At 64.5% G+C, this 20,272-nt stretch carries 18 protein-coding genes and 1 pseudogene; 10 read left to right on the plus strand and 9 right to left on the minus strand.

Annotated features, from left to right (window positions below; genetic code table 11):
* The first annotated feature begins 151 nt into the window (after window positions 1-151).
* The 3 genes from AC1D05_RS04895 to AC1D05_RS04905 are packed head-to-tail and all read left to right on the plus strand — an operon-like array spanning window position 152 to window position 2,618.
* The gene (locus AC1D05_RS04895; protein WP_477438729.1) at window positions 152-796 is read left to right on the plus strand and encodes a cysteine hydrolase family protein; all 645 of its coding nucleotides are present in this window, start codon (window positions 152-154) and stop codon (window positions 794-796) included.
* A 42-nt stretch (window positions 797-838) separates the two neighbouring features.
* Complete coding sequence (locus tag AC1D05_RS04900; RefSeq protein WP_477438731.1) at window positions 839-1,387, plus strand: MarR family winged helix-turn-helix transcriptional regulator; 549 nt, start codon at window positions 839-841, stop codon at window positions 1,385-1,387.
* Between the two features lie 37 nt (window positions 1,388-1,424).
* Window positions 1,425-2,618: an amidohydrolase family protein gene (locus AC1D05_RS04905; protein WP_477438732.1), complete on the plus strand. Its 1,194-nt coding sequence runs from the start codon at window positions 1,425-1,427 to the stop codon at window positions 2,616-2,618.
* Between the two features lie 3 nt (window positions 2,619-2,621).
* Here the strand turns inward: AC1D05_RS04905 and AC1D05_RS04910 are convergent.
* Together AC1D05_RS04910 and AC1D05_RS04915 are read right to left on the minus strand one after the other, a co-directional pair.
* Window positions 2,622-3,196: pseudogene (locus AC1D05_RS04910) on the minus strand (amino acid synthesis family protein).
* A complete protein-coding gene (locus tag AC1D05_RS04915; RefSeq protein ID WP_477438734.1) occupies window positions 3,193-3,777 on the minus strand; it encodes an amino acid synthesis family protein in 585 nt (194 codons plus the stop codon). The pseudogene AC1D05_RS04910 and the gene AC1D05_RS04915 overlap by 4 nt, the downstream one beginning before the upstream one ends.
* A gap of 256 nt (window positions 3,778-4,033) precedes the next feature.
* Here AC1D05_RS04915 and AC1D05_RS04920 point away from each other — a divergent pair, with 256 nt between their 5' ends.
* The 6 genes from AC1D05_RS04920 to AC1D05_RS04945 all read left to right on the plus strand — a co-directional run bounded on the left by AC1D05_RS04920 (window position 4,034) and on the right by AC1D05_RS04945 (window position 10,707).
* A complete protein-coding gene (locus tag AC1D05_RS04920) occupies window positions 4,034-5,038 on the plus strand; it encodes a BMP family lipoprotein (RefSeq protein WP_475452273.1) in 1,005 nt (334 codons plus the stop codon).
* Window positions 5,039-5,159: 121 nt separating this feature from the next.
* Window positions 5,160-6,725 carry an ABC transporter ATP-binding protein gene (locus AC1D05_RS04925; protein WP_477438736.1) on the plus strand — a complete coding sequence of 522 codons (1,566 nt, stop codon included), beginning with the start codon at window positions 5,160-5,162 and terminating at the stop codon, window positions 6,723-6,725.
* Complete coding sequence (locus tag AC1D05_RS04930) at window positions 6,725-7,765, plus strand: ABC transporter permease (RefSeq protein ID WP_477439117.1); 1,041 nt, start codon at window positions 6,725-6,727, stop codon at window positions 7,763-7,765. Before AC1D05_RS04925 ends, AC1D05_RS04930 begins: the two co-directional genes overlap by 1 nt.
* Window positions 7,753-8,739, plus strand: coding sequence for an ABC transporter permease (locus AC1D05_RS04935; RefSeq protein ID WP_477438738.1), 987 nt, complete (start codon window positions 7,753-7,755; stop codon window positions 8,737-8,739). Before AC1D05_RS04930 ends, AC1D05_RS04935 begins: the two co-directional genes overlap by 13 nt.
* A 10-nt stretch (window positions 8,740-8,749) precedes the next feature.
* A complete protein-coding gene (locus AC1D05_RS04940) occupies window positions 8,750-9,763 on the plus strand; it encodes a nucleoside hydrolase (RefSeq protein ID WP_477438740.1) in 1,014 nt (337 codons plus the stop codon).
* Window positions 9,764-9,774: 11 nt separating this feature from the next.
* Window positions 9,775-10,707 (plus strand): nucleoside hydrolase, encoded by a 933-nt coding sequence (locus tag AC1D05_RS04945; RefSeq protein WP_477438742.1) that lies wholly within the window; start codon window positions 9,775-9,777, stop codon window positions 10,705-10,707.
* Window positions 10,708-10,731: 24 nt separating this feature from the next.
* On the opposite strand, the gene fghA is transcribed toward AC1D05_RS04945, so the two are convergent.
* Complete coding sequence (fghA, locus tag AC1D05_RS04950) at window positions 10,732-11,604, minus strand: S-formylglutathione hydrolase (protein WP_477438744.1); 873 nt, start codon at window positions 11,602-11,604, stop codon at window positions 10,732-10,734.
* Window positions 11,605-11,679: 75 nt separating this feature from the next.
* Complete coding sequence (locus AC1D05_RS04955; RefSeq protein ID WP_477438746.1) at window positions 11,680-13,749, minus strand: oxidoreductase; 2,070 nt, start codon at window positions 13,747-13,749, stop codon at window positions 11,680-11,682.
* A gap of 268 nt (window positions 13,750-14,017) precedes the next feature.
* Between AC1D05_RS04955 and argE the strand changes: the two genes are divergently transcribed.
* Window positions 14,018-15,184: an acetylornithine deacetylase gene (gene argE / locus AC1D05_RS04960; protein WP_477438748.1), complete on the plus strand. Its 1,167-nt coding sequence runs from the start codon at window positions 14,018-14,020 to the stop codon at window positions 15,182-15,184.
* 74 nt (window positions 15,185-15,258) lie between these two features.
* Here the strand turns inward: argE and AC1D05_RS04965 are convergent, their stop codons facing one another.
* From AC1D05_RS04965 to AC1D05_RS04985, 5 genes are read right to left on the minus strand one after another with little or no spacing between them, the layout of a single operon-like run.
* Window positions 15,259-16,194 carry a LysR family transcriptional regulator gene (locus tag AC1D05_RS04965; RefSeq protein WP_477438750.1) on the minus strand — a complete coding sequence of 312 codons (936 nt, stop codon included), beginning with the start codon at window positions 16,192-16,194 and terminating at the stop codon, window positions 15,259-15,261.
* A 50-nt stretch (window positions 16,195-16,244) separates the two neighbouring features.
* A complete protein-coding gene (locus tag AC1D05_RS04970) occupies window positions 16,245-17,735 on the minus strand; it encodes an aldehyde dehydrogenase (RefSeq protein ID WP_477438752.1) in 1,491 nt (496 codons plus the stop codon).
* Window positions 17,736-17,759: 24 nt separating this feature from the next.
* Entirely contained in the window at window positions 17,760-18,434 is a 675-nt protein-coding gene (locus AC1D05_RS04975; RefSeq protein ID WP_477438754.1) for a DUF1028 domain-containing protein, read from the minus strand.
* 5 nt (window positions 18,435-18,439) lie between these two features.
* Window positions 18,440-18,856, minus strand: a complete 417-nt coding sequence (locus tag AC1D05_RS04980) for a RidA family protein (protein ID WP_477438756.1) — start codon at window positions 18,854-18,856, stop codon at window positions 18,440-18,442.
* A gap of 44 nt (window positions 18,857-18,900) precedes the next feature.
* Window positions 18,901-20,175, minus strand: coding sequence for a flavin-containing monooxygenase (locus AC1D05_RS04985; protein ID WP_477438758.1), 1,275 nt, complete (start codon window positions 20,173-20,175; stop codon window positions 18,901-18,903).
* Between the last annotated feature and the right edge of the window lie 97 nt (window positions 20,176-20,272).

The raw sequence follows: 20,272 nt of genomic DNA on the forward strand, positions 1-20,272 counted from the left end.
GTCAACGTGATTTCATGGCAAAAAGCAATGTGGGCCTGTCTCGGAGCGGCTTGCGCAGGCTCGGCAACCAAGCTTTGCGTCGAACGGGATTGACTTGGCATCCGCCAGGGTTTTTTGTATGAGTATCAACGATCGACCAAAGGAGTCCGCCATGGCCGTGGACGTTTTTTCCTCACATCGGCACGATGACGCCATGCGCCTTGATCCGCAACGCGCAGCCATTATCGTCATCGATATGGTCAACGAGTTCTGCAAACCGGGCGGGGCCATGGTCCTGCCGGGATATGAGACGCTGGTGGCGCCGCAACTGGCGGTCATCGAAGCAGCGCGTGCGCGCGGCGTGCCGGTGATCTGGGTTCACGATGCGCACCGGCCCGGCATGCGCCGCGAGCGCGAATGGGTCAAGCGCACGCCACATTGCGTAGAAGGGAGCTGGGGGCCGGAGATCATCGACGACCTCGGCGCCCGCGATGACGAAATCCATGTCATCAAGCGGCGCTACTCGGCCTTCTTTCAGACTGATCTCGATCTGACGCTGAAGGATATGCAGGTCGACCAATTGGTCATCTTCGGCGTGGTCACCAACATTTGCGTGCGTTCGACCGTCCACGACGCCTTTTTCCAGGGCTATGAAGTGGTGGTGCCAAGCGATTGCTGCGCCGCGACCGGACCGCGTGAGCAGGACAGCTCGCTCTACGACATAGCGACGCATTTCGGCGTGGTCAGCGATTCGGCTGATGTCGTCGCGGCCCTTCGCGATGGCACATCGCTGCAACCGACCGAAGTCGCGGCTTGAGCTAGAGCCAGCGGCATCCAAGACAGGCAACAGGAGTGCGGTTTGACGACCGAAAAGAAATCCGAGAAAAGCGCGACACCGAAGCGACCGAGCGGCAACGCGGAACCATTGAGCCGCGAGCAGGTGCTGGAGCGGTACGCCGGGACCGGATACGCGTTGGACCAGCACCCGGCGCACGTCATCCGCAAGGCGCATCAGCGCGCGACGCTGCGTTTCCAGCAGGTCATGGCCGGCGAAGACTTGTCGCCGACCCAGTTCGCGGCCCTTGCCACGATCCTCAAACATGGCGAGGTCTCGCAGAACCATCTCGGCCGGCTGACGGCGATGGACCCGTCGACCATCAGCATCGTCATGCGCAAATTGCTCAAACACGGGCTGATCACGCGCAGCGCTTCCGACACCGACCAGCGCCTGTCGATGATCGCACTGACCGAAAAAGGCACCGAATACACGCTCGAGCGGCTCGCACGCAGCGTCGAGGTCGGACGGCGTTTCCTGTCGCCGCTGTCACCCGCCGAGCAGGTGACGCTGCTTCGCCTGCTCAAGCGCATCAATGACGACGACCCGTCGAATGGCGACGGCGGCAAGTAGGCCGCGTCCTTTTCCATACCAGCAGAAGTGAGAACCTATGTCGTCCGACCCCAAGTCGTCTGCCAACACGCTCGTCGTCCGCAATATCGGCCTCATGCTGAGCGGTGACCTCGGCCAGCCGATCCTCGACGCCGACACCATCGTCGTGACCGATGGGCGCATATCAGGCATTGGCAAGGCTGGTGATGTCGACGGCGGCAAGGCGGCGACCATCATCGATGCGATGGGCTGCGCGGTGGCGCCGGGGCTTATCGACAACCATGCTCATCCGGTGGCCGGCGACTGGACGCCGCGACAGAACCAGATCGGCTGGATGGATTCGACCGTGCATGGCGGCGTCACCACGATCATTTCGGCAGGAGAGGTCCACACGCCGGGCCGTCCGCGCGACCTGGTCGGGCTAAAGGCGCTGGCGATCGCGGCGCAGCGGACCTTCTCCAATTTCCGCCCCAACGGCATGAAGATCCTGGCCGGCGCCCCCATCCTGGAACACGGGCTGGTCGAGGATGACTTCCGATACCTCGCCGAGGCCGGCGTGACACTTGTCGGCGAGGTTGGTCTCGGCGGCGTCAAGGATGGTCCGACCGGCCGGCAGATGATCGCCTGGGCGCGCAAATACGGCATGACCTCGATGACCCACACAGGCGGACCATCGCTGCCCGGCTCCGGCCGCATCGGCGCCGATGTCGTGCTGGAGGTCGACGCCGATATCGTTGCCCACGTCAATGGCGGACCGACGGCGCTTCCCGAAGCCGAAATCCGGCAGATCTGCGAAAACGGCTCGCGGGCGCTTGAAATCGTCCACAACGGCAATCTGCGCACCGGGCTGTTCGTCCTCGACCTCGCCAGGCAGCGCGGCGAACTTTCGCGCGTCGTCCTCGGCACCGACAGCCCGGCCGGATCCGGCGTGCAGCCGCTCGGCATCCTGCGGACCCTAACTATGCTGGCTTCGCTGGGCGGCATCGCGCCGGAAGTGGCATTCTGTCTCGCCAGCGGCAACACGGCGCGCGTGCGCGGACTGGCGGACCGTGGCATCATCGAGGTCGGCCGCGCCGCCGACCTGATCTTCATCGATCAGGCGATGGGCGGTGCCGGCGACGGGCTGCTCGACAGCGTGGCGCTCGGCAATCTGCCGGGCATCGGCATGGTCGTCATCGACGGCGAGGTGCGAACCGGCCGGAGCCGCAACACCCCGCCGGCGATGCGGGTGCCGGAAGTTCGGGCGGCTTGATGGTCAGCTCACACCGTCAACCCCGACAATCTTGTCCTTGGTCAGCCCGCCGACGCGGGGGTGCGGCCTGCCGGAATCGGTGACGGCGATGGCGACGACGATCTCGTCGGCGCGCGGTGCGTCGGGAACGCGGACCTCCATGCCGTCGAAATGGCTGCGCACCTTCGCCGCGTCCTTGTGGCCGAGCGGAATGTCGAGCGGCACACCGAGGCCGCCGCGCTTCTTCGATGATGGAATGAGCGCCGCGCCCTTGCCCAGCACGTCGCGGAATGGGGCGCCGAGCGTTGGGTGAAGGATGGCGGCGGCATGTTCCAGCTCGCCGTCGGCGCCAACGGCGGCTGCCTTGCCGAAACTCTCGACCTCACCGCCGGCAATGCCGAGAGCAGGCTGGGCAAGATGTCGCCCAGGACTTCGCCGATCGCGCTCAACGCCGACAGATCCTCGACAAACGTGCCGGCATAAGGGTTGCGGATCACCGCGATCGCCGCGGCACGCCGGGTCGGCGGGTCGACGGGGCGGCCACCTTCGATCCGGGTTTCCTCGACGATGGTGATGATGCGGCGGATTTCCATGCTCATCGCAATCCGTCCTCGCCCTTGATGTCAGCCGCCGCCAGGCCGCCAACCCGCGCATGAACGCGCGCGCCGGTCGTCATCGCCAGGATGACCGCCATCTCGTCGCTGCGCGGCGCATCGCCAACGCCAATCTCGATCGCGTCGAAATGGCTGCGCACATAGGAGGCGTTGATGTGGGTGATCGGAATGTCGATGCGTGTCCCGGGGCCGCCGACCTTCTTGGTCGAGGGCACGATGGCCTTGGCGTCGCCAAGAAGTTCGCGCATCGCGTAGCCGCCCGGATTGTGCCACAGCGCGCCGTGTTCAAGTTCGCCGGCGGCGCCGACGATGGCACCCTTGCCATAGCCTTCGACAGCGGCGACGCCATCGCCCAAGGCATCGATCAGGCGCCGCGCCATTTCAAGGCCGAGCGGCTTCAGATCCTCCATGAAGCCGGTGATCTCTTCGACGTAGCGTCCGGCAAAAGGGTTGGCGATGACGGCGACGATCGCGCCGCGCTTGGGCGGCCGTGCCGCGGGCGGCCCGCCCTCATGGAAGATTTCCTCGACCTGGACCAGAAATTTCCTGACCACCACAGCTGGCATTGCGCGTATCCTTCGTCCCGTCATTTGCGAAAATTCGTTAGAGTATCAACAATTATGCATCGCCGATATTTGTCAAGCGGCGCGGTGGAGGACGCGGATGACAGGCCCAAGAAAACTGCATCGGATGACGATTGACAGCCTGTTTAGCCGCTCCTAAACTCATATGACCATCAACGAACTCGCCGACATTCCGGCGATATGTGGGGGATGGTCAAGGCGTGGCTTCAAAAGCTGAAAAAAGCTGAAGGGGAATAACATGACAAGGGCGCTCAAGAGTTTGTTTCTGGCCGGCACGATGCTGGCCGTTTCGTTGGGATCGGCCGCCGCACAGGCCAAGGTTTCGGTGGCCGCCATCTCGGGATATTTTGCACAGGGTTTTGGCGTTTCGATCGTCAACGGCCTCAACAAGGCCAAGACCGATTTCGGCATCGACCTCAAGCTGGTCGACACCGGCAATCGCGCGCTGGACTATGAGGAACAATTCGAAAACCTCGCCAAGGGCAAACAGTACGACCTCATCTTCGTCATGGGCTGGGAGCTGGTGGATTCGCTGCAGAAGGTCAGCAAGGAATACCCCGACCAGCGCTTCGTCTTCATCGATGGCGTGCTCGACAATCCCAAGATGATCTACGCCAATTTCGCCGAGGAGCAGGGCTCCTTCGTCGCCGGCGCGCTGGCCAGCATGATCGAGGCCAAGGGCAGCGAATTTCCCAAGATCGGGGACGGCAAGGCAATCGGCTTCGTCGGCGGCCGCGATATCCCGGTCATCCGCAACTTCCTCGGCGGTTACGAGCAAGGCGCCAAATACGCGGCGCCCGATGTCAAGGTAAACTCCGTCTTCGCCGGCACCTTCGACGATCCGGCCAAGGGCAGCGAGCTTGCCCAGGCGCTGTACGGCCAGGGCTCCGACATCGTCTACAACGTCGCCGGCCCGACCGGTGAAGGCGTCATGCAGGCCAGTGCCGCGGCCGACAAATACTCGATCGGCGTCGACATCGACATGTGCGGCACGGCCCCCGGAAATGTCCTCGGCAGCATGTTGAAGCGCGGCGACATCGCCGTCTACACGCTGATCAAGGACGAGGTCGGCGGCAACAAGGTCACCGCCGGCACCCGCACCTTCGACCTCGCCTCGGGCGGCGTCGAGTTCAAGGTCTGCGACGACATCGCGCCGAAGATCCCGGCCGACGTGACGGCCAAGCTGGACGAGATCAAGAAGGGCATCCTCGACGGCAAGATCGTGATCGCCAAGGCGAAATAAGCCAGCAACAGCGCATCCCTCCCAAGAAAGCGCTACACTGATCCGCCGCGGCTTGCCGCGGCGGATCAGTGTCCAATCTTCGAAAGCTCGCAATCTGCGAGAGCCCCAATCTGCGAGAGCAATGGTGTCGAACGCGCCGGGGTCACCGACCCTCCACAACACAGCCGCGATGGCCGTCGAGCTGACTGCCATCACCAAGCGTTTTGGCGCCTTCATTGCCAATGACGGCATCGATCTTGCCGTGCGCCGGGGCGAAATCCACGCCATTATCGGCGAGAACGGCGCCGGCAAGACGACGCTGATGAACATCCTGTTCGGTCTCCTGCAGCCCGACGAAGGCTCGATCCGGCTGAACGGCGAGGCGACGGTGGTCGCCGACCCGGCCGCGGCCATCAAGGCGGGCCTCGGCATGGTGCACCAGCATTTCAAGCTGGTGCCTTCGCTCTCGGTCGCCGACAATGTCTTTCTGGGCATGGAAATCCGCCGTCATGGGCTGATCGACCATGCCGCGCAGATCGCGCGCACCCACGAATTGTCGAAGCGCTTCGGATTGCATGTCGATCCGACCGAGCGCGTCGGGCTGCTCTCGGTCGGCATCGAGCAGCGCATCGAAATCCTGAAAGTCCTGGTGCGCGGCGCCCGCACCATCATCCTCGACGAGCCGACCGCGGTGCTGACGCCGCAGGAAAGCCGCGAACTGTTCCAGACGCTGCGCAGCTTTGTCGCCGAGGGCATGACGGTGATCTTCATCTCGCACCATCTGGAAGAGGTGATGGAGGTGTCCGACACGGTGACGGTGCTGCGCAACGGCCGCAAGGTCGCGACCCGCCCGACATCGGAACTCAACAAGGACGAGCTGGTGCGCATGATGGTCGGCCGCGAGGTCAGCTTCGACCGGCGCCCGCGCGCGGCGCTGCATGGCGATGTGGTCCTTGAGGTCAAGGATTTGTGGGCGCGTGATGATCGCCGCTTGCCGGCCCTTCGCAACGCCAGTTTCACTGTCCGCTCCGGCGAGGTGGTGGGGATTGCGGGCGTCGCCGGCAATGGGCAGACGGAACTGGCGGAAGTGCTTTCGGGCCTGCGGCCGGCAAGCCATGGTGAGGCCCGGCTGAAGGGCCAGGACCTCACCACGCTCTCCACCGCCGCAATCCGCGAGGCGGGCCTTGCCCATGTTCCGGGCGACCGCATGGTGCGCGGGGTCGATCGCAATGCGTCGATCGCGGCAAACACGCTGATGGGCCGCCAGCATCGCGCCCCGTGGAGCGGCAATGGCGTGCTCGACTGGAAGGCGATTGCCGGAAATGCCGGCGCGCTGATCAAGAGCTTCGACATTCGCGCGCAAGGAGCGGGCGATGCCGTCAAGCGGCTTTCGGGCGGCAACATCCAGAAGGTCGTGCTGGCACGCGAATTCACCAATGGCGCCGACTTCCTGCTGATCGATCAGCCGACGCGCGGCGTCGACATCGGCGCCCAGGAGGCCATCCATGACGAGATCATGCGCCAGCGTGCGGCGGGCCGTGCCATCCTGCTGATTTCCGTGCAGCTTGACGAACTGGCGGCGCTCGCCGACCGCATCCTGGTGATGTTCAACGGGCGGATCATGGGCGAAGTCGCCGGCGACGATGCCGACGAAGACAGGATCGGCATGATGATGGCGGGCGTGTCGCCGCAGCTGGAGCCCGCATGATGAGCGACCGTTTGCGCGCCTTTTCCGGCCAGATCATTGCAGTTGCCGTAGCCTTGCTCATGGGGGCGATCATCATCCTCCTGGTCGGCGAGAGCCCGGTGCGTGTCTTGATGACGCTGCTGCGCGGCGCTTTCGGCGACCAGGAAAAGATCGCCGGTACCCTGCTGCAGACGACGCCGATCCTGATCTGCGGCGTTGCGGCCTGCATCGGCCTGCGCGGCGGCATGTTCAATGTCGGGATCGAGGGCCAGCTCTTCCTCGGCGGTTTTGCCGCCGCCTGGGTCGGCTTCAGCTTTTCACTGCCCGCGGGCATTCATACGCTGGCGGCGCTGGCGCTCGCGGTCGTCGCCGGTGCGGCTTGGGTCGCCATCCCCGCCTATTTCCGCGCCCGCTACAACACCAACGAAGTCGTCTCGACGATCCTGTCGAACTACATCGCCGTGCTGCTCACCTCCTATTTCACCATCTTCCTGTTCAAGCGGCCCGGCGGCTGGTCGGAGACACCGCCGATCCTGGCGACAGCCTATCTGCCGGAGATCTTTTCCTTCTCGCGGCTGAACTGGGGACTGGTGATTGGCCTGCTGCTGGCTGTCGGTGTCGCGCTCGTCTTCCGCTACACCAGCTGGGGCTATGGCGTGACGATGGTCGGGTCAGCGCCGAAATTCGCCGAATATGGCGGCGTCAACGTGAAGCGGCAGGGCTTTGTCGTGCTCTTGCTTTCAGGCGCCGTCGGCGGCCTCGCCGGCGGCGTCGAGACGCTCGGCGTGCATCACCGGTTCATGGAGGGCTTTGCTCCAGGCTTCGGCTTCGACGGGCTGATCGCCGCCCTGCTCGCCAATGGCTCGCCGGTCGCGACCATCGTCACGGCGCTGTTCTTTGGCGCGCTGCGCAGCGGGTCGCTGCTGCTCGAGGTCGACACCAGCGCGTCGCGCGAAATCATCACCGTGATCCAGGCGCTGATCATCCTCAGCGTCTCGGCGCAGGTTCTGATCAAACGCCTCGGCGACAGCCAGGCGGGGGAGCGGCGATGGAAATTCTAGACAAGCTGATCAACGTCGCGCTGATCGCCGCGACGCTGCGTACCACCGCGCCAATTCTCCTGGTCGCGCTTGGCGGGTCGTTCACCACCAAGGCCGGCATCTTCAACATCGGCCTCGAGGGCCAGATGCTGGCCGGCGCTTTCTTCGCCGTCATCGGCTCGATCTGGACGGGTTCGGCATTCGCGGGAGTGGCCTGCGGCGTCGCCGCGGCCCTTGCCTTCGCGCTCGCCTTTGCGGTGCTGGTGGTGACCTTCCGGGCCAATGAAGTGGTCGTCGGGCTGGCGCTCAACATCCTTGCCGGCGGCATGACGATCTCGCTGATGAAAGCGATTTTCGGCACGCGCGGATCGATCGTCGGTCACGGCATCGTCGGCCTGCCCAAAGTGCAGATACCCGGCGCCCAGGCGGTGCTCGGCTCATGGGCACCGCTGATCTCCGGCTTCACGCCGATCGTCTATGTCGCCTTCATCGCCGTGCCGCTGCTGGTGCTGTTCTACAACCGCACCCGGCTCGGCCTCTATATCCGCGTCGTCGGCGAAAAGCCCGAAGCCGCCGAGGCGCTCGGCATTTCGATCACCCGCGTCCGCTACACCGCCTCGCTGCTGTGCGGATTGCTGGCGGGGCTGGCCGGCGCGCATCTGTCGCTCGGCTACATCACCATGTTCACCGAGAACATGTCCTCGGGCCGCGGTTTCATGGCGGTGGCGATCCTGATCTTCTCCAACGGCGACCCATTGAAGGTGCTGGCCGGCTGCCTGCTGTTCGGCTTCGCCGATGCCTTCTCGCTGCGCCTGCAGACGTTCGGCTTCCCGTCCTACCTCGTTCTCACCGTGCCCTATGTCGTCGCGCTGACGGCGCTGTTCGCGCTGTCCTACCGGGCGCGGCCAAGGATCATCAATGAGACGCTGGCGTCGATGCAGAAACTTCTGTCGGTGGACAGGAACAGCGCCTCGGTCGACAAAAATCCGCAATGAAGGAACTCTCATGGAACGCATAATCCTCGACGTGGATTCTGCCGGCGACGATATTCTCGCCGTGCTGTTTGCCGCGGCGAACCCGAATGTCCGGCTCGAAGGCGTCACCACCGTCACCGGTGCCGCCGGCCCGATCGAGCAGGTCACCAATGTCGTGCTCAACACGCTGACGCTTGCCGGGCGCGACGACATCCCCGTCCACGCCGGTGCGTGGCGGCCGATCGTCGGCAATTCCAAGGCCGACATGGAGGCGCCGGTCCATTTCGAAAAACGGCTGGTTGCCCGCTTCGGCGACCGGCTGAAGAAGTTCAATCCACCTGCACCGACCCCCTCCCGCCAGGCGACGCCGGGACACGCCGTCGACTTCATCATCGAGACGGTGATGGCCAACCCGGGTGAGATCACGCTGGTGACGACGGGGCCGCTGACCAATGCGGCGATGGCGCTGCTGCAGGAACCGCGCCTGACCGGCGCGCTCAAGCGGCTGCTGGTGCTTGGCGGCAATTTCCAGACGCCCGGCAACATGACGCCGCTGTCTGAGTATAACATCTGGGCCGATCCGGAGGCGTCGCGCATCGTGCTCAACGCCGATGTCGACAAGGTCCTGGTGCCGCTCGACATCTGCGAGGACAACCGCGTCGCCGCCTCGATGCTGACGCGCGACGACATTGCCGACATGCAGGCCGTTGCCCGGAAGAATGCCGTCTTCGAGATGATCGCCGACAGTTTCCCGATCTATATCGACATCTGGCGCGAGTTCTTCGACCTTGTCGGCTTCCCGATGGACGACGTCATCACCGTGGCGCTGGCCTTCGACCCGACGCTTGCCACCATGACCGAACCGCTCTTCGTCGATGTCGTGCTGGACGGGCGCCTCGCCCGTGGACAGACGGTTGCCCATCGCGGCCGACAGTTGCTGCCCGGCGGCGGACCGAAGACCACGCGCATCTGCACCGATCTCGACGGCCGCCGCTTCCTGAACATCTTCAAGCAAACCATCGCGCGCTACGAACAAGCGGCGTGAGGACCGATAAAATGACCATTGCAACTCCCATCCTGTTCGACTGCGACCCCGGCCACGACGACGCCATCGCGCTGGTCATGGCGCATCGCTCACCGGCCATCGAACTCATCGGTGTCACCACCACCTGCGGCAATGCCGAGGTCGAGAAGACCACGGCCAATGCGCTGCGTATCCTCGAATATATCGGCGCCGGCGACGTGCCTGTCGCTCAAGGGTGCCATCGTCCGCTGGCGCGGCCGCTGGTGCTCGGCACGGCCGACGGTCCGAGCGGCCTCGAAGGCTCGCCCTATCTGCCGCAGGCCACGATCAAGCCGGTCGACCAGCACGCCGTCGATTTCCTGGCCGACAAGCTGCGCGCCGCGCCCGAGCCGATCCTGGTCGTCGCCACCGGGCCGCTGTCCAATATCGGCCTGATGATCCTCAAGCATCGCGACGTGCTGCCCAAGATCAAGGAATTGATCTGGATGGGCGGCGTGTTCTACCGCAAGAGCGAGATCATCACGCCGACGGAGTTCAATGCCTTCTGCGATCCCGAAGCGCTGAAGATCGTGCTGGACAGCGGCGTGCCGATCCTGATGGTCGGGCTCGATGTCACCATGCAGGTGCTGATCGAGGCGCCGCAATATGCCGAGCTGGCGACCATCGACACGCCGCTCGGCAAGCTCGTCAACGACTGGCTGCTGTTCTACGAGAAGCTGCACCGCAACTCGATGGGTGTCGGCGGCGCCATGCACGATCCGCTGGCGCTGGCGCTGGCCATCGACCCGACACTGGTGCGCACGCGCCCGGCCCATATCGGCGTCGACTTGTCGGGCACCTATGCCTTTGGCGCGACGGTTGCCGATTTCTGGGGCGAGCGCGGCGAGAAGGACAATGCGCGTATCGCCCATGAGGTCGATGCGGACCGTTTCTTCAAGCTAATGTTCGACCTGCTGCGGGATTAGCCCGCTCGGGGATATTTCCCTGCTTCAGCGTGGCCCGGTGCCGAGGACCGAGTCAGACAATCTTTGGGCATGCCATCGCAGATGGTCGTCCATGAATGTCGAAATGAAGAAATACGAGTGGTCGTAGCCGTCCTGCATGCGCAGTGTCAGCGCAATGCCAGCCTTGGCGCAGGCCGCTTCCAGAAGCCAGGGCCTCAGCCCGTCCTTAAGAAATCCATCCGACGTCCCCTGATCGACGAACAGCTCGGGGAAGCGGTGGCCATCCTCGATGAGCAAGGTGGCATCGTAGCCCCGCCATGAGGTCTCGTCCGTGCCGAGATATTTTTCGAGGGCCGGCCGCGACCAACCGGCGGTGCTTGGCTGCACGATCGGCGCGAAGGCCGAGCAGCTTTTGAAGCACTCGGGGTTCTTGAGCGCTATCGTCAGGGCGCCGTGCCCGCCCATAGAGTGGCCAAAGATCGCCTGGCGCGTCATGTCGGCCGGAAATTCCTGGGCGATCAACGCCGGCAATTCCGCGGTGACATAGGAATACATCCGGTAGTTCCCAGCGTAGGGCGCTTGCGTCGCATCGACGTAGAAGCCGGCGCCGCTGCCGAACTGCCAATTGTCCTTCTCGTCGGGAATGTCGGCGCCGCGCGGGCTGGTGTCGGGACAGACGACGATCAGGCCAAGCTCGGCGGCCATCCGCCTGTACTCACCCTTGTCCATGACATTGGCATGGGTGCAGGTCAGGCCGGAGAGATACCATACGACCGGGCAAGGTTTTTCACGGGCCTGCGGCGGCACGAAGACAGCAAAAATCATGTCGCAGGAGCAGGCATCCGAAGCATGGGAATAGACGCCCTGCACGCCGCCATGCGACCTGGCCGAGGAGATGGTCTTCATCCGGTCCGACATGTTCTTCTCCACCTTCGGCAAACGTCCTTCAAGGCCGCCTGTCTAAGGACCATGGTTGCCAGGCGCAAGCCCCGCCTATTCCGCCGCCAGGGCCGTCACTTCCCGCCGGAACGGCAGCGAGTCACCGATGTCGTCTTCGTCCAGTTCGCGGGCGAAGCGGTGGCCGGCATAGGTCGCCCAGGCGATCGGACCTGGCGCCTCGGCATCGCCTATGACCTTGATCGAGCGAATGCCATTGTCGGCCCATTCGTCGCGCCGCGCTTTCAGGTCGCGCCAGACCTCGTCGTCCTGCTGGCGCGACGTCACCAGCACCACGGCGTCGGCGGCGATGTCGCGTTCGGCACCGGTGTAGGCGCAGGCGGTGGCAACGCCTGCCTTCACGACGCGCGTCACGGTCCGGTTCAGCACGATCTCGACGCCGAGCTCGGCCAGACGGCGGTGGATGGCGCCCTGCTCCAGCGTGTTGCGTGTCCAGTCCGAGACATAGGCGGACGGCGTCACCAGCGTCACCCGAGCGCCGTTGCGCGCCATCAGCTCGGCCAGAACGCCACCCATATAGTAGTGGTCGTCGTCGAACAGCACGACGTTGCCGGCAGGCACATTGCCGCCCATCAGATCGTCGGGCGTGTAGACCGGCATGGCCGGGTCGACCGGCATCGGCACGACATGGGCGCGCGCCACGCCGTCGCGGCGCCATGTCGAGCCGGTGGCAAGGGCGATGTTCTGAAAGCCGAAGGCCAGGATGTCTTCGGCCGACAAGCGGCTTTCGAAATAGACGTCGACATTGGACATCTGGCTGAGCTGGTACTGGCGATAGTCGCGCACGCGGCCCCAGGCCGAGAGCCCAGGCAGGCGGCATTCGCGCGCGACGCGGCCGCCGAGCTCGGTGCCGGCCTCGGCAATGGCCACCTGATAGCCGCGCAGGCCGAGTGCACGGGCGGCCTCCAGCCCGGCCGGGCCAGCGCCGACGATCAGCACGCTGTCGCTGTCGCCCTTGGCCTGCATGCGTTCGGGATGCCAACCCTTGCGCCACTCCTCCATGAAGGTCGGGTTCTGCGTGCAGCGCGAGATCGACATGGTCATGTCGCCAGTGATGCAGATGTTGCAGCCGATGCACTCGCGGATGTCCTCGATGCGCCCCTCCTCCACTTTCTTCGGCAGGAAGGGATCGGCGATCGACGGACGGGCGCAGCCGATGAAATCGAGCGTGCCGGACTTGATCATCCTGACCATCACATCCGGCGAGGTGAAGCGACCGACACCGACGACAGGCTTCGACGTCAGCGTCTTGATGCCGGAGACCAGGCTTTCCTGCGCGCCCTCCTCCTTGAAGCGCGACGGCCCCGAACAATCCTCCCAGGCGCCATGCGCCAGATCCCAGAGGTCGGGCAGCTCGGCATGCATCTCGATCATGTCGCGCACCTCGGAATTGGCGAAGCCAAGCTCGCCGATCATCTCGTCCAGCGACAGCCGCAGCGTCAGGCCGCAGGTGTCACCGATGGCGTCCCGCCCCTCTTCGATCAGCTCGCGCATCAGCCGCGAACGGTTTTCCAGCGGGCCGCCATATTCGTCGGTGCGCTGGTTGGTGGCGGGGGACAGGAAGTGCTGGATGATGCCGAAGCCATGTGCGCCGTAGAGACAGACCAGGTCGAAACCCGCCAGCTTGGCACGTTTGAAGGCATTGCGGTGCCAGCGCCTGAGGTCGCGTATATCCTCTCTGTCCATGGCGCGTGCCTGGACCGGATCGTTGGTGAAGGTGCGGATGGGCAAGGCCGACGGTCCGCGCGGCACTTCCTTGGTATAGAGGTTCGGGCCGTTGATGCCGGAATAGGCCAGCTGGATGCCGGCCAGCGCGCCATGCTGGTGCATGGCCTTGGCCATCTTCGCCAGCGCCGGGATGTCGGCGTCGTCCCACAGCCTGAGTTCGATGAAGGGCGTGATCTCCGAAGTGTGGTGCATCTCCGTCTGCTCGGTGAAGATGACGCCCCAGCCGCCTTCCGACTTGACGCGCCGCATCTCGGCCGCGGCGGACGGATCGCGATAGCCGCCGCCATTGCAGTGCGGCACCTGGTAGAAGCGGTTCTTGGCGGTCACCGGACCGATCTTCACGGGCTCGAACAGAATATCGTAGCGTGGATCACGCATGGTGCTTCCTTCCTGCCAGCGTCGCATCGCGGATGGTTTCAAACCTTGACGCAAGCCGGTCCGCCCGGTGGTAGATGCCGTGACCCTACTCATAAGTTGCGGCGCGTGCCGGAAAACTACAGATTTCTTCTGTGCCGATTAGGACGCGCCTAATCCGCCCTCGCCGCCTGGATTAGCATCCGGTGAATCCCGGCTGAGCCAAATGCGACTTCAAGGCCGCGGCCACGCGATGCTAGATAGCGCGCACGGTCAACGAGACACACGACGCATGGACAGCATCCAGATCCTTGAAAAGCTGATCGCCTTCCCGACGGTCAGCCGCGTTTCGAACCTCGACCTCATCGGCTACGTCACCGAGTTGCTGGGGACGCAGGGCATTGCCTGCCAGATCATCCGCAGCGCGGATGGCCACAAGGCGAACCTTTTCGCCACCGTCGGACCGGCCGACGCGCCTGGCGTCATGCTGTCCGGCCACACCGATGTCGTCCCCATCGACGGCCAGGACTGGACGCTGCCGCCCTTCGAGATGACCGCGCGCGACGGCAAGCTCTATGGCCGTGGCGCGGCCGACATGAAGGGTTTCGTCGCCTGCGCGCTTGCGGCCTGTCTCAAGGCCGCGAAAATGAGCCTGAAAACGCCCTTGCATCTGGCGCTTTCCTACGACGAGGAGGTCGGCTGCATCGGCGTGCACAGCCTGATCGACATGCTGCAGGCGGCGACGCACCGGCCATTGCTATGCATCGTCGGCGAGCCGACCAACATGCAGGTGGCGACCGGCCACAAGGGCAAGCTTGCGGCGCGCGCCCTCTGCAGGGGACGCGAAGGCCATTCGGCGCTGGCTCCGCTGGCGCTCAACGCCATTCATCTCGGCTGCGACTTCGTCTCGGCACTGCGCCTGGAACAGGATCGGCTGGCGCACGATGGCGCGCGCGACGGCGACTATGACATTCCCTACACCACCGTCCACGTCGGCAAGATGAATGCCGGCGTGGCGCTCAACATCGTGCCGAACCTCTGCCAGCTCGACTTCGAGATCCGCAACGTCGCGGCCGACAATCCCGACGAGATCCTCGACGGGCTGCGCGCGGCGGCGGCGCGCATTGCCGGTGCCGCTTCATCAATCGCCCCGGAGGCGGCCATCGACATCGACATCACCAACACCTATCCGGGCCTGGACACGCCGGCGAACTCGCAGGCTGTGGCCTTCGTCAAGTCTTTGACCGGCGCCAACGATACCATCAAGGTTGCCTTCGGCACCGAAGGCGGATTGTTCAGCCGCGACCTCGGCACGCCGACCATCGTGTGCGGACCGGGGTCGATGGCGCAAGGGCACAGGCCAGACGAATTCGTCAGCGTCGAACAGATGCGCCGCTGCGACGACATGCTGGACAATCTGCTGCGGCGGCTTACCGATCACCGGCTTCAGGTGGCGTGAAGCAAACGCCGTATCTCTTTGTTTTGACGCAATTCCGGACGGAAAACCGCTTCACACTTTTCCTGGAATTGCTTCTATTCCACGACCCGCCCGCTGCCGAACACGCCCTGTTCGACGACGAAACGGCGGCAATGATCGATGAATGCCTGCACCGTCTGGGTGCGGTGCTCGGCGTTGGGCAAGGCGACGCCCATGGTCAGCGGCCGCAAATCCCCCGCCAGGGGCACGAAGACCAGCGGCTTGCCATCCGGCGCCAGCGTGTTGAGCGGCCGCATGTTGGCGATGCCGTAGCCGAAGCCGTTGGCAACCATCGACCGCATCACCGCGATGTCGCCGGTGCGCTCGGCAATGTTCGGCCGGATGCCCCGCGACTGAAAGGCCGAAAGAAAGTATTCGCGGCTGTATGGCAGGTCGAGCAGCACCATCGGCTCGTCGGCCAGTTCTTCCGTCGTGATCGAAGCCTTGCCGGCGAAGCGGTGCCCCTGCGGCAGCATGACATAGGCCGGCACCAGCATCAGCGGTTCGAACGTCGTGTCCTGCGACAGTTCGAGATCGTAGGTCAGCGCCGCGTCGATTTCGCCTCGCTGCAACATTTCGAGCAACTGGCCCTGGTTGCGCTCGAACTGCCGGAACCGCACATCGGGATAGGCGCGCTCGAACTTCATGCGCAGGGTCGGCATGACGATCTGCGCGAAGGTCAGCAGGCATCCGACCGCCAGCGGCCCGCGCACTTTCTCGGCGATGTCGCCGGCAATGTCGTGCAGGGCGTCGGCGTCGGCCAGCAGCCTGGCAGCCTCCTTCAGGAAAACACGTCCACCAGCCGTGAGCGACAGGCCATGCGAATGCTTGCGTACAAAAAGCTGGACGCCGAATTCGGCCTCGAGCTGCGCGATCGACGCCGAGATCGAAGGCGGCGAAACATTGACCTGCTCTGCCGCCTTGGTAATGGAGCCGGCTTCGCCGACGGCGACGAAATATTCCAACTGTCTCAGGGTGAAGCGTAACGGCATGGGCTTCTATGTTGCCGGTTTGGGCGCTACGATCAAGCGATCGCTTTGCCTCAGTATTTGATCCATGTCGTTTTCAATGCGGTGTACTTGTCCAGCGCATGCAGCGACAGGTCGCGGCCGAAGCCGGATTGCTTGATGCCGCCGAACGGCGTCATCGGGCTCAACGCATCGACCGTGTTGACGGAAACCGTGCCGGCGCGCAGCCGGCCAGCAACGCAGTGCGCGCGCGAAAGGCTGTCGGTCCACAGCGATGCGGCCAGCCCGTACGGGCTGTCATTGGCGATGCGGACAGCCTGCTCTTCATCGTCGAAGGCAATGACCGAAAGCACCGGCCCGAATATCTCATCCCTGGCGATCGGGTCATCATGGGCAACATTGTCGAAGATGGTGGGCTGTATGAAGCTGCCGCGACCATTGACCGTGACCCGGTCGCCGCCGGCGACCAGGCGTGCGGTCTTCTTGCCGGCCTCGACGAAGCGCATGACCTTGGCGGCGTGGCGTGCGTCGACCATGGCGCCCATTTTCGAGGCCGGGTCGAGCGGGTCGCCGGGCTGGGCGGCCGCCGCGCGCTCAGCCAGTTTCTCCACGAAGGCATCCTTGATGGAGCGTTGCACGAGCAGGCGCGAATTGGCCGAACAGACCTCGCCCTGGTTGAAGAAGATGCCGAAGGCTGCCATGTCGGCCGCAGCATCGAGATCGCCGCAATCGGCGAAGACAAGGTTCGGGCTTTTGCCGCCTGTCTCAAGCCAGACCTGCTTCATGTTCGACTGGCCGGAATACTGCAGGAACATCTTGCCGACCGACGTCGATCCGGTGAAGGCAAGGCAATCGACATCCATGTGGCGGCCAAGCGCCTGGCCGGCCGTCTCGCCAAGGCCAGGCACGACATTGAGCACGCCGGCGGGCAAGCCCGCCTCCATGGCAAGTTCCGCCAGCCGGAGCGCCGAGAAGGGCGACTGCTCGGCGGGCTTCAGCACCACCGAATTGCCCGCCGCCAGCGCGGGCGCGCACTTCCAGGTCGCCATGTCGAGCGGGAAATTCCACGGCACCACGGCGCCGACCACGCCGAGCGGCTCGCGCCGCACCAGCACCAAATCGCTCGCGCCGGTCGGCGCGATCTCGTCGTAGATCTTGTCGATGGCCTCGCCATACCATTGGAAGATCGCCGCCGAGCCGGGGACATCAACGGTGGCGGCATCCGTGACCAGCTTGCCCATGTCGAGCGATTCGAGCAACGCAAGCTCCTGCAGGTTTTCGCGCAGCAGCCGCGCCAGCCGCAGCAGCACCTCCTTGCGGCGCGCCGGGCTCGCGCGAGACCAGACACCGGCCTCGAAACTGCGGCGCGCCGCGGCAACGGCCAGATCGATATCTTCCTCGCCGCAGGACGCCACCTCGGCCAGCGTTTCGCCCGTGGCCGGATTGATGCTGGCGAAGGTGCGGCCCGAACGCGCGGCAACCCACTTGCCGTCGATGAACGCCTTGTCGCGAAAGCGGATCGCGGATGCCTTGCCGATCCAGTCCTTGTGACTGAGTTCGCTCATGCGGATGCCTCCCCTATGTGCCGGCTACTCGTCGCCCGGCACGCCGTAGCTCGGTGCGTCGGACGGATTGATCGCGCGGGTCACATAGGCATCGAGCTGCGGCTTGTAGCGGTCCCACAACGCCGCCAGCTCCTCGATCGGACAGCCATCGCTCCAGTCGCAGCGCAGGTCCGCGACAGGCCATGCGACCTCGCGCACCAGCTTCATTCCAGCCGAATGGACCGGACCCGCCTCGCCACCCGCCTTCAGCGCGGCGCGCATGGTCGCGATCAGGCGGTCGCCGAGATGCCCTTCCGAGGCCAGGAAGGCCTCGACCATGGCTTGCGGCACGCCATCATGGGCCAGCATGTTGCCGCCGCAGGCGACATTGTCCGCACGCGCTTCCGCCCAGATGCCAAGCGCCCTGGGTCCGGAATGGATCGCTGTGGTTCCGGCGGCATCGACAGCCAGCACCTGCCGGTAGTCGCTGTAGGCGCCGGTGCGCTTCAGGATGGCGACCGCTTCGGCGGCCGAGGCACCGCGCGCCAGCAGTTCGAGCCCCCTTGTGCCGAGCGCCGGATCGGTGACGTTCTGGCTGGCGACCGCCCCCACGCCCGCCTGCGCATAAGCGCAACGCGCCGCCACCGCCGGAGAGGAGGACGATACCGCGACACCGAACATGCCGGTGCGGCTGCACCGCGCGACAATGGAAAAGGTCATTGGGATCAGTCCGGAATGACGGCGGTGCCGTCGATTTCGACCAGCCAGTCCGGCCGCGCCAGAGCCTGCACGACGAGGCCGGTCGAAACGGGATGCACGCCTTTGATATACTCGCCCATGGTGCGGTAGACCGCCTCGCGATGGCGCACATCGGTGATGTAGACGACCACCTTGACCAGATGCTCCATGGTGCCGCCACACTCCTCGATGAGCTGCCTGATGTTCTGCATCACCTTGTGCGTCTGCTCGGCCGGATCGTGGCTGTCGATATTCTTGGCGGTGTCGAGATCCTGCGGGCACTGACCACGCAGATAGACCGTCCGGCCGCCCCGCGTGACGACCGCCTGGCACAGATCATTGTCGAGCTTCTGCTCGGGATAGGTGTCCCTAGTGTTGAACTTGCGGATTCTCGTATGCGCCATCCTGGTCTCCATCAGATCGGGCTCGTGGCTGTTGTCAGGGTCGGTCAGGCGTCCACTGTCTCGCGCCGTGCTGCAGCGTGATAGGCCAGATATTTGCGCTGCGTCGAAATCCGGTCCGCGACATGCTTGGCGTCATGCCAGACACCCCAGATAAAACTCGACCCTCTTCGCGACTGCCAAGGCAATCCCAAGAAGTAGATTCCAGGCTCGGTCGAGACGCCGCGCTGATGCCTTGGCCGGCCCTTCTCGTCAAAGGCATCGACCTTCAACCAGCTGTAATCGACGGCAAAACCTGTCGCCCAGATGATCGCCGCTATCCCGGCTTCGGCCAGGTCGAGCTCACGAAGCGGGTTGGTCAGGCAGTCGGGGTCCGGGTCGATCCGACGGGCCGTGGGCTCCTCCGGAAGGTCAAGACCGTTGCGCGCGACATAGGCATCGGCCTCGTCCAGCAGCGACATCAGGTTGGCGTCACCGCGGGCAATGTTCTTCGCCAGATCAGGCGCGAAGGTCAGCACGCCATCCTGATATGTCTTGGTCATGCCGACCAGGGTAAGCCCCTGCGCGGCCAGCCGACGAAAATCAATCGTCTCGCCACCACGCGCGCCGCTCACCGCAATCGTGACATGTTCCGTGCCAGGCCCTGGAGTTTCGAGATCCCATTTGCCGAGAACGCCCAGCCACCAGCAGAAATCGCGCCCGCGATAGGCGCGCGGCGGGCGGTCGTGCGCGCCGACCGAGAGGTAGACGCGCCGCCCCGAGCGCTGAAGCTCGTCCGCAATCTGCACACCTGACGATCCCGCCCCGACCACCAGCACCGCACCCTTCGGCAATTGCCCGGGGTTGCGGTACGCGCTGGAATGAATCTGCGGAATGCCGGCATCGCCGGGGACAAGAGCGGGGATGACGGGGACCTGGAAAGGTCCGGTCGCCGCGACGATGCTGTTGGCTTCGATCACCCCATCCGACGTCTCGACGCGGAACCCGGGTCGACCGACATTTCTTTGCGCGAGCTTGACCTCGACGCCGCAGCGGATCGGCGCATTGATCTGCCTTGCATAGGCGGCGAAATAGTCCGCGACTTCCTCCTTGGAGGGGAAGCCGTCGGGACCCGTCACGGGAAATTCCATGCCCGGGAAACGGTCATGCCAGGCCGGGCCATTGGCAACGAGCGAGTCCCATCGCTGCGAACGCCAGCGCTCGGCGATCCGGCCACGCTCGAGAACGAGATGCGGCACCGCGCATTTGCTCAGATGCTCAGACATAGCCACCCCCGCCTGGCCACCGCCGACGACAAGCGTGTCTATTTTTTCCACCGACATTTCTGCGTCCTTTCCCCCCAAGAGTTTCTGCGATGCGAGGAGGTCAGATCGCTGGTGTACTGGAGGGACTGATTAGCGAAAATTACGATTTCACGTG

It is taken from the genome of Mesorhizobium sp. P2_E9 (genome assembly GCF_056403815.1).

Coding starts and splice junctions, on each gene's coding strand:
- AC1D05_RS04930 (WP_477439117.1), top strand. CDS start 6,725: ATGAGCGACCGTTTGCGCGCCTTTTCCGGCCAGATCATTGCAGTTGCC.
- AC1D05_RS04965 (WP_477438750.1), bottom strand. CDS start 16,194: ATGCCGTTACGCTTCACCCTGAGACAGTTGGAATATTTCGTCGCCGTC.
- AC1D05_RS04970 (WP_477438752.1), bottom strand. CDS start 17,735: ATGAGCGAACTCAGTCACAAGGACTGGATCGGCAAGGCATCCGCGATC.
- AC1D05_RS04955 (WP_477438746.1), bottom strand. CDS start 13,749: ATGCGTGATCCACGCTACGATATTCTGTTCGAGCCCGTGAAGATCGGT.
- argE (WP_477438748.1), top strand. CDS start 14,018: ATGGACAGCATCCAGATCCTTGAAAAGCTGATCGCCTTCCCGACGGTC.
- AC1D05_RS04935 (WP_477438738.1), top strand. CDS start 7,753: ATGGAAATTCTAGACAAGCTGATCAACGTCGCGCTGATCGCCGCGACG.
- AC1D05_RS04940 (WP_477438740.1), top strand. CDS start 8,750: ATGGAACGCATAATCCTCGACGTGGATTCTGCCGGCGACGATATTCTC.
- AC1D05_RS04975 (WP_477438754.1), bottom strand. CDS start 18,434: ATGACCTTTTCCATTGTCGCGCGGTGCAGCCGCACCGGCATGTTCGGT.
- AC1D05_RS04980 (WP_477438756.1), bottom strand. CDS start 18,856: ATGGCGCATACGAGAATCCGCAAGTTCAACACTAGGGACACCTATCCC.
- AC1D05_RS04925 (WP_477438736.1), top strand. CDS start 5,160: ATGGTGTCGAACGCGCCGGGGTCACCGACCCTCCACAACACAGCCGCG.
- AC1D05_RS04895 (WP_477438729.1), top strand. CDS start 152: ATGGCCGTGGACGTTTTTTCCTCACATCGGCACGATGACGCCATGCGC.
- AC1D05_RS04985 (WP_477438758.1), bottom strand. CDS start 20,175: ATGTCGGTGGAAAAAATAGACACGCTTGTCGTCGGCGGTGGCCAGGCG.
- AC1D05_RS04920 (WP_475452273.1), top strand. CDS start 4,034: ATGACAAGGGCGCTCAAGAGTTTGTTTCTGGCCGGCACGATGCTGGCC.
- AC1D05_RS04945 (WP_477438742.1), top strand. CDS start 9,775: ATGACCATTGCAACTCCCATCCTGTTCGACTGCGACCCCGGCCACGAC.
- AC1D05_RS04915 (WP_477438734.1), bottom strand. CDS start 3,777: ATGCCAGCTGTGGTGGTCAGGAAATTTCTGGTCCAGGTCGAGGAAATC.
- fghA (WP_477438744.1), bottom strand. CDS start 11,604: ATGTCGGACCGGATGAAGACCATCTCCTCGGCCAGGTCGCATGGCGGC.
- AC1D05_RS04905 (WP_477438732.1), top strand. CDS start 1,425: ATGTCGTCCGACCCCAAGTCGTCTGCCAACACGCTCGTCGTCCGCAAT.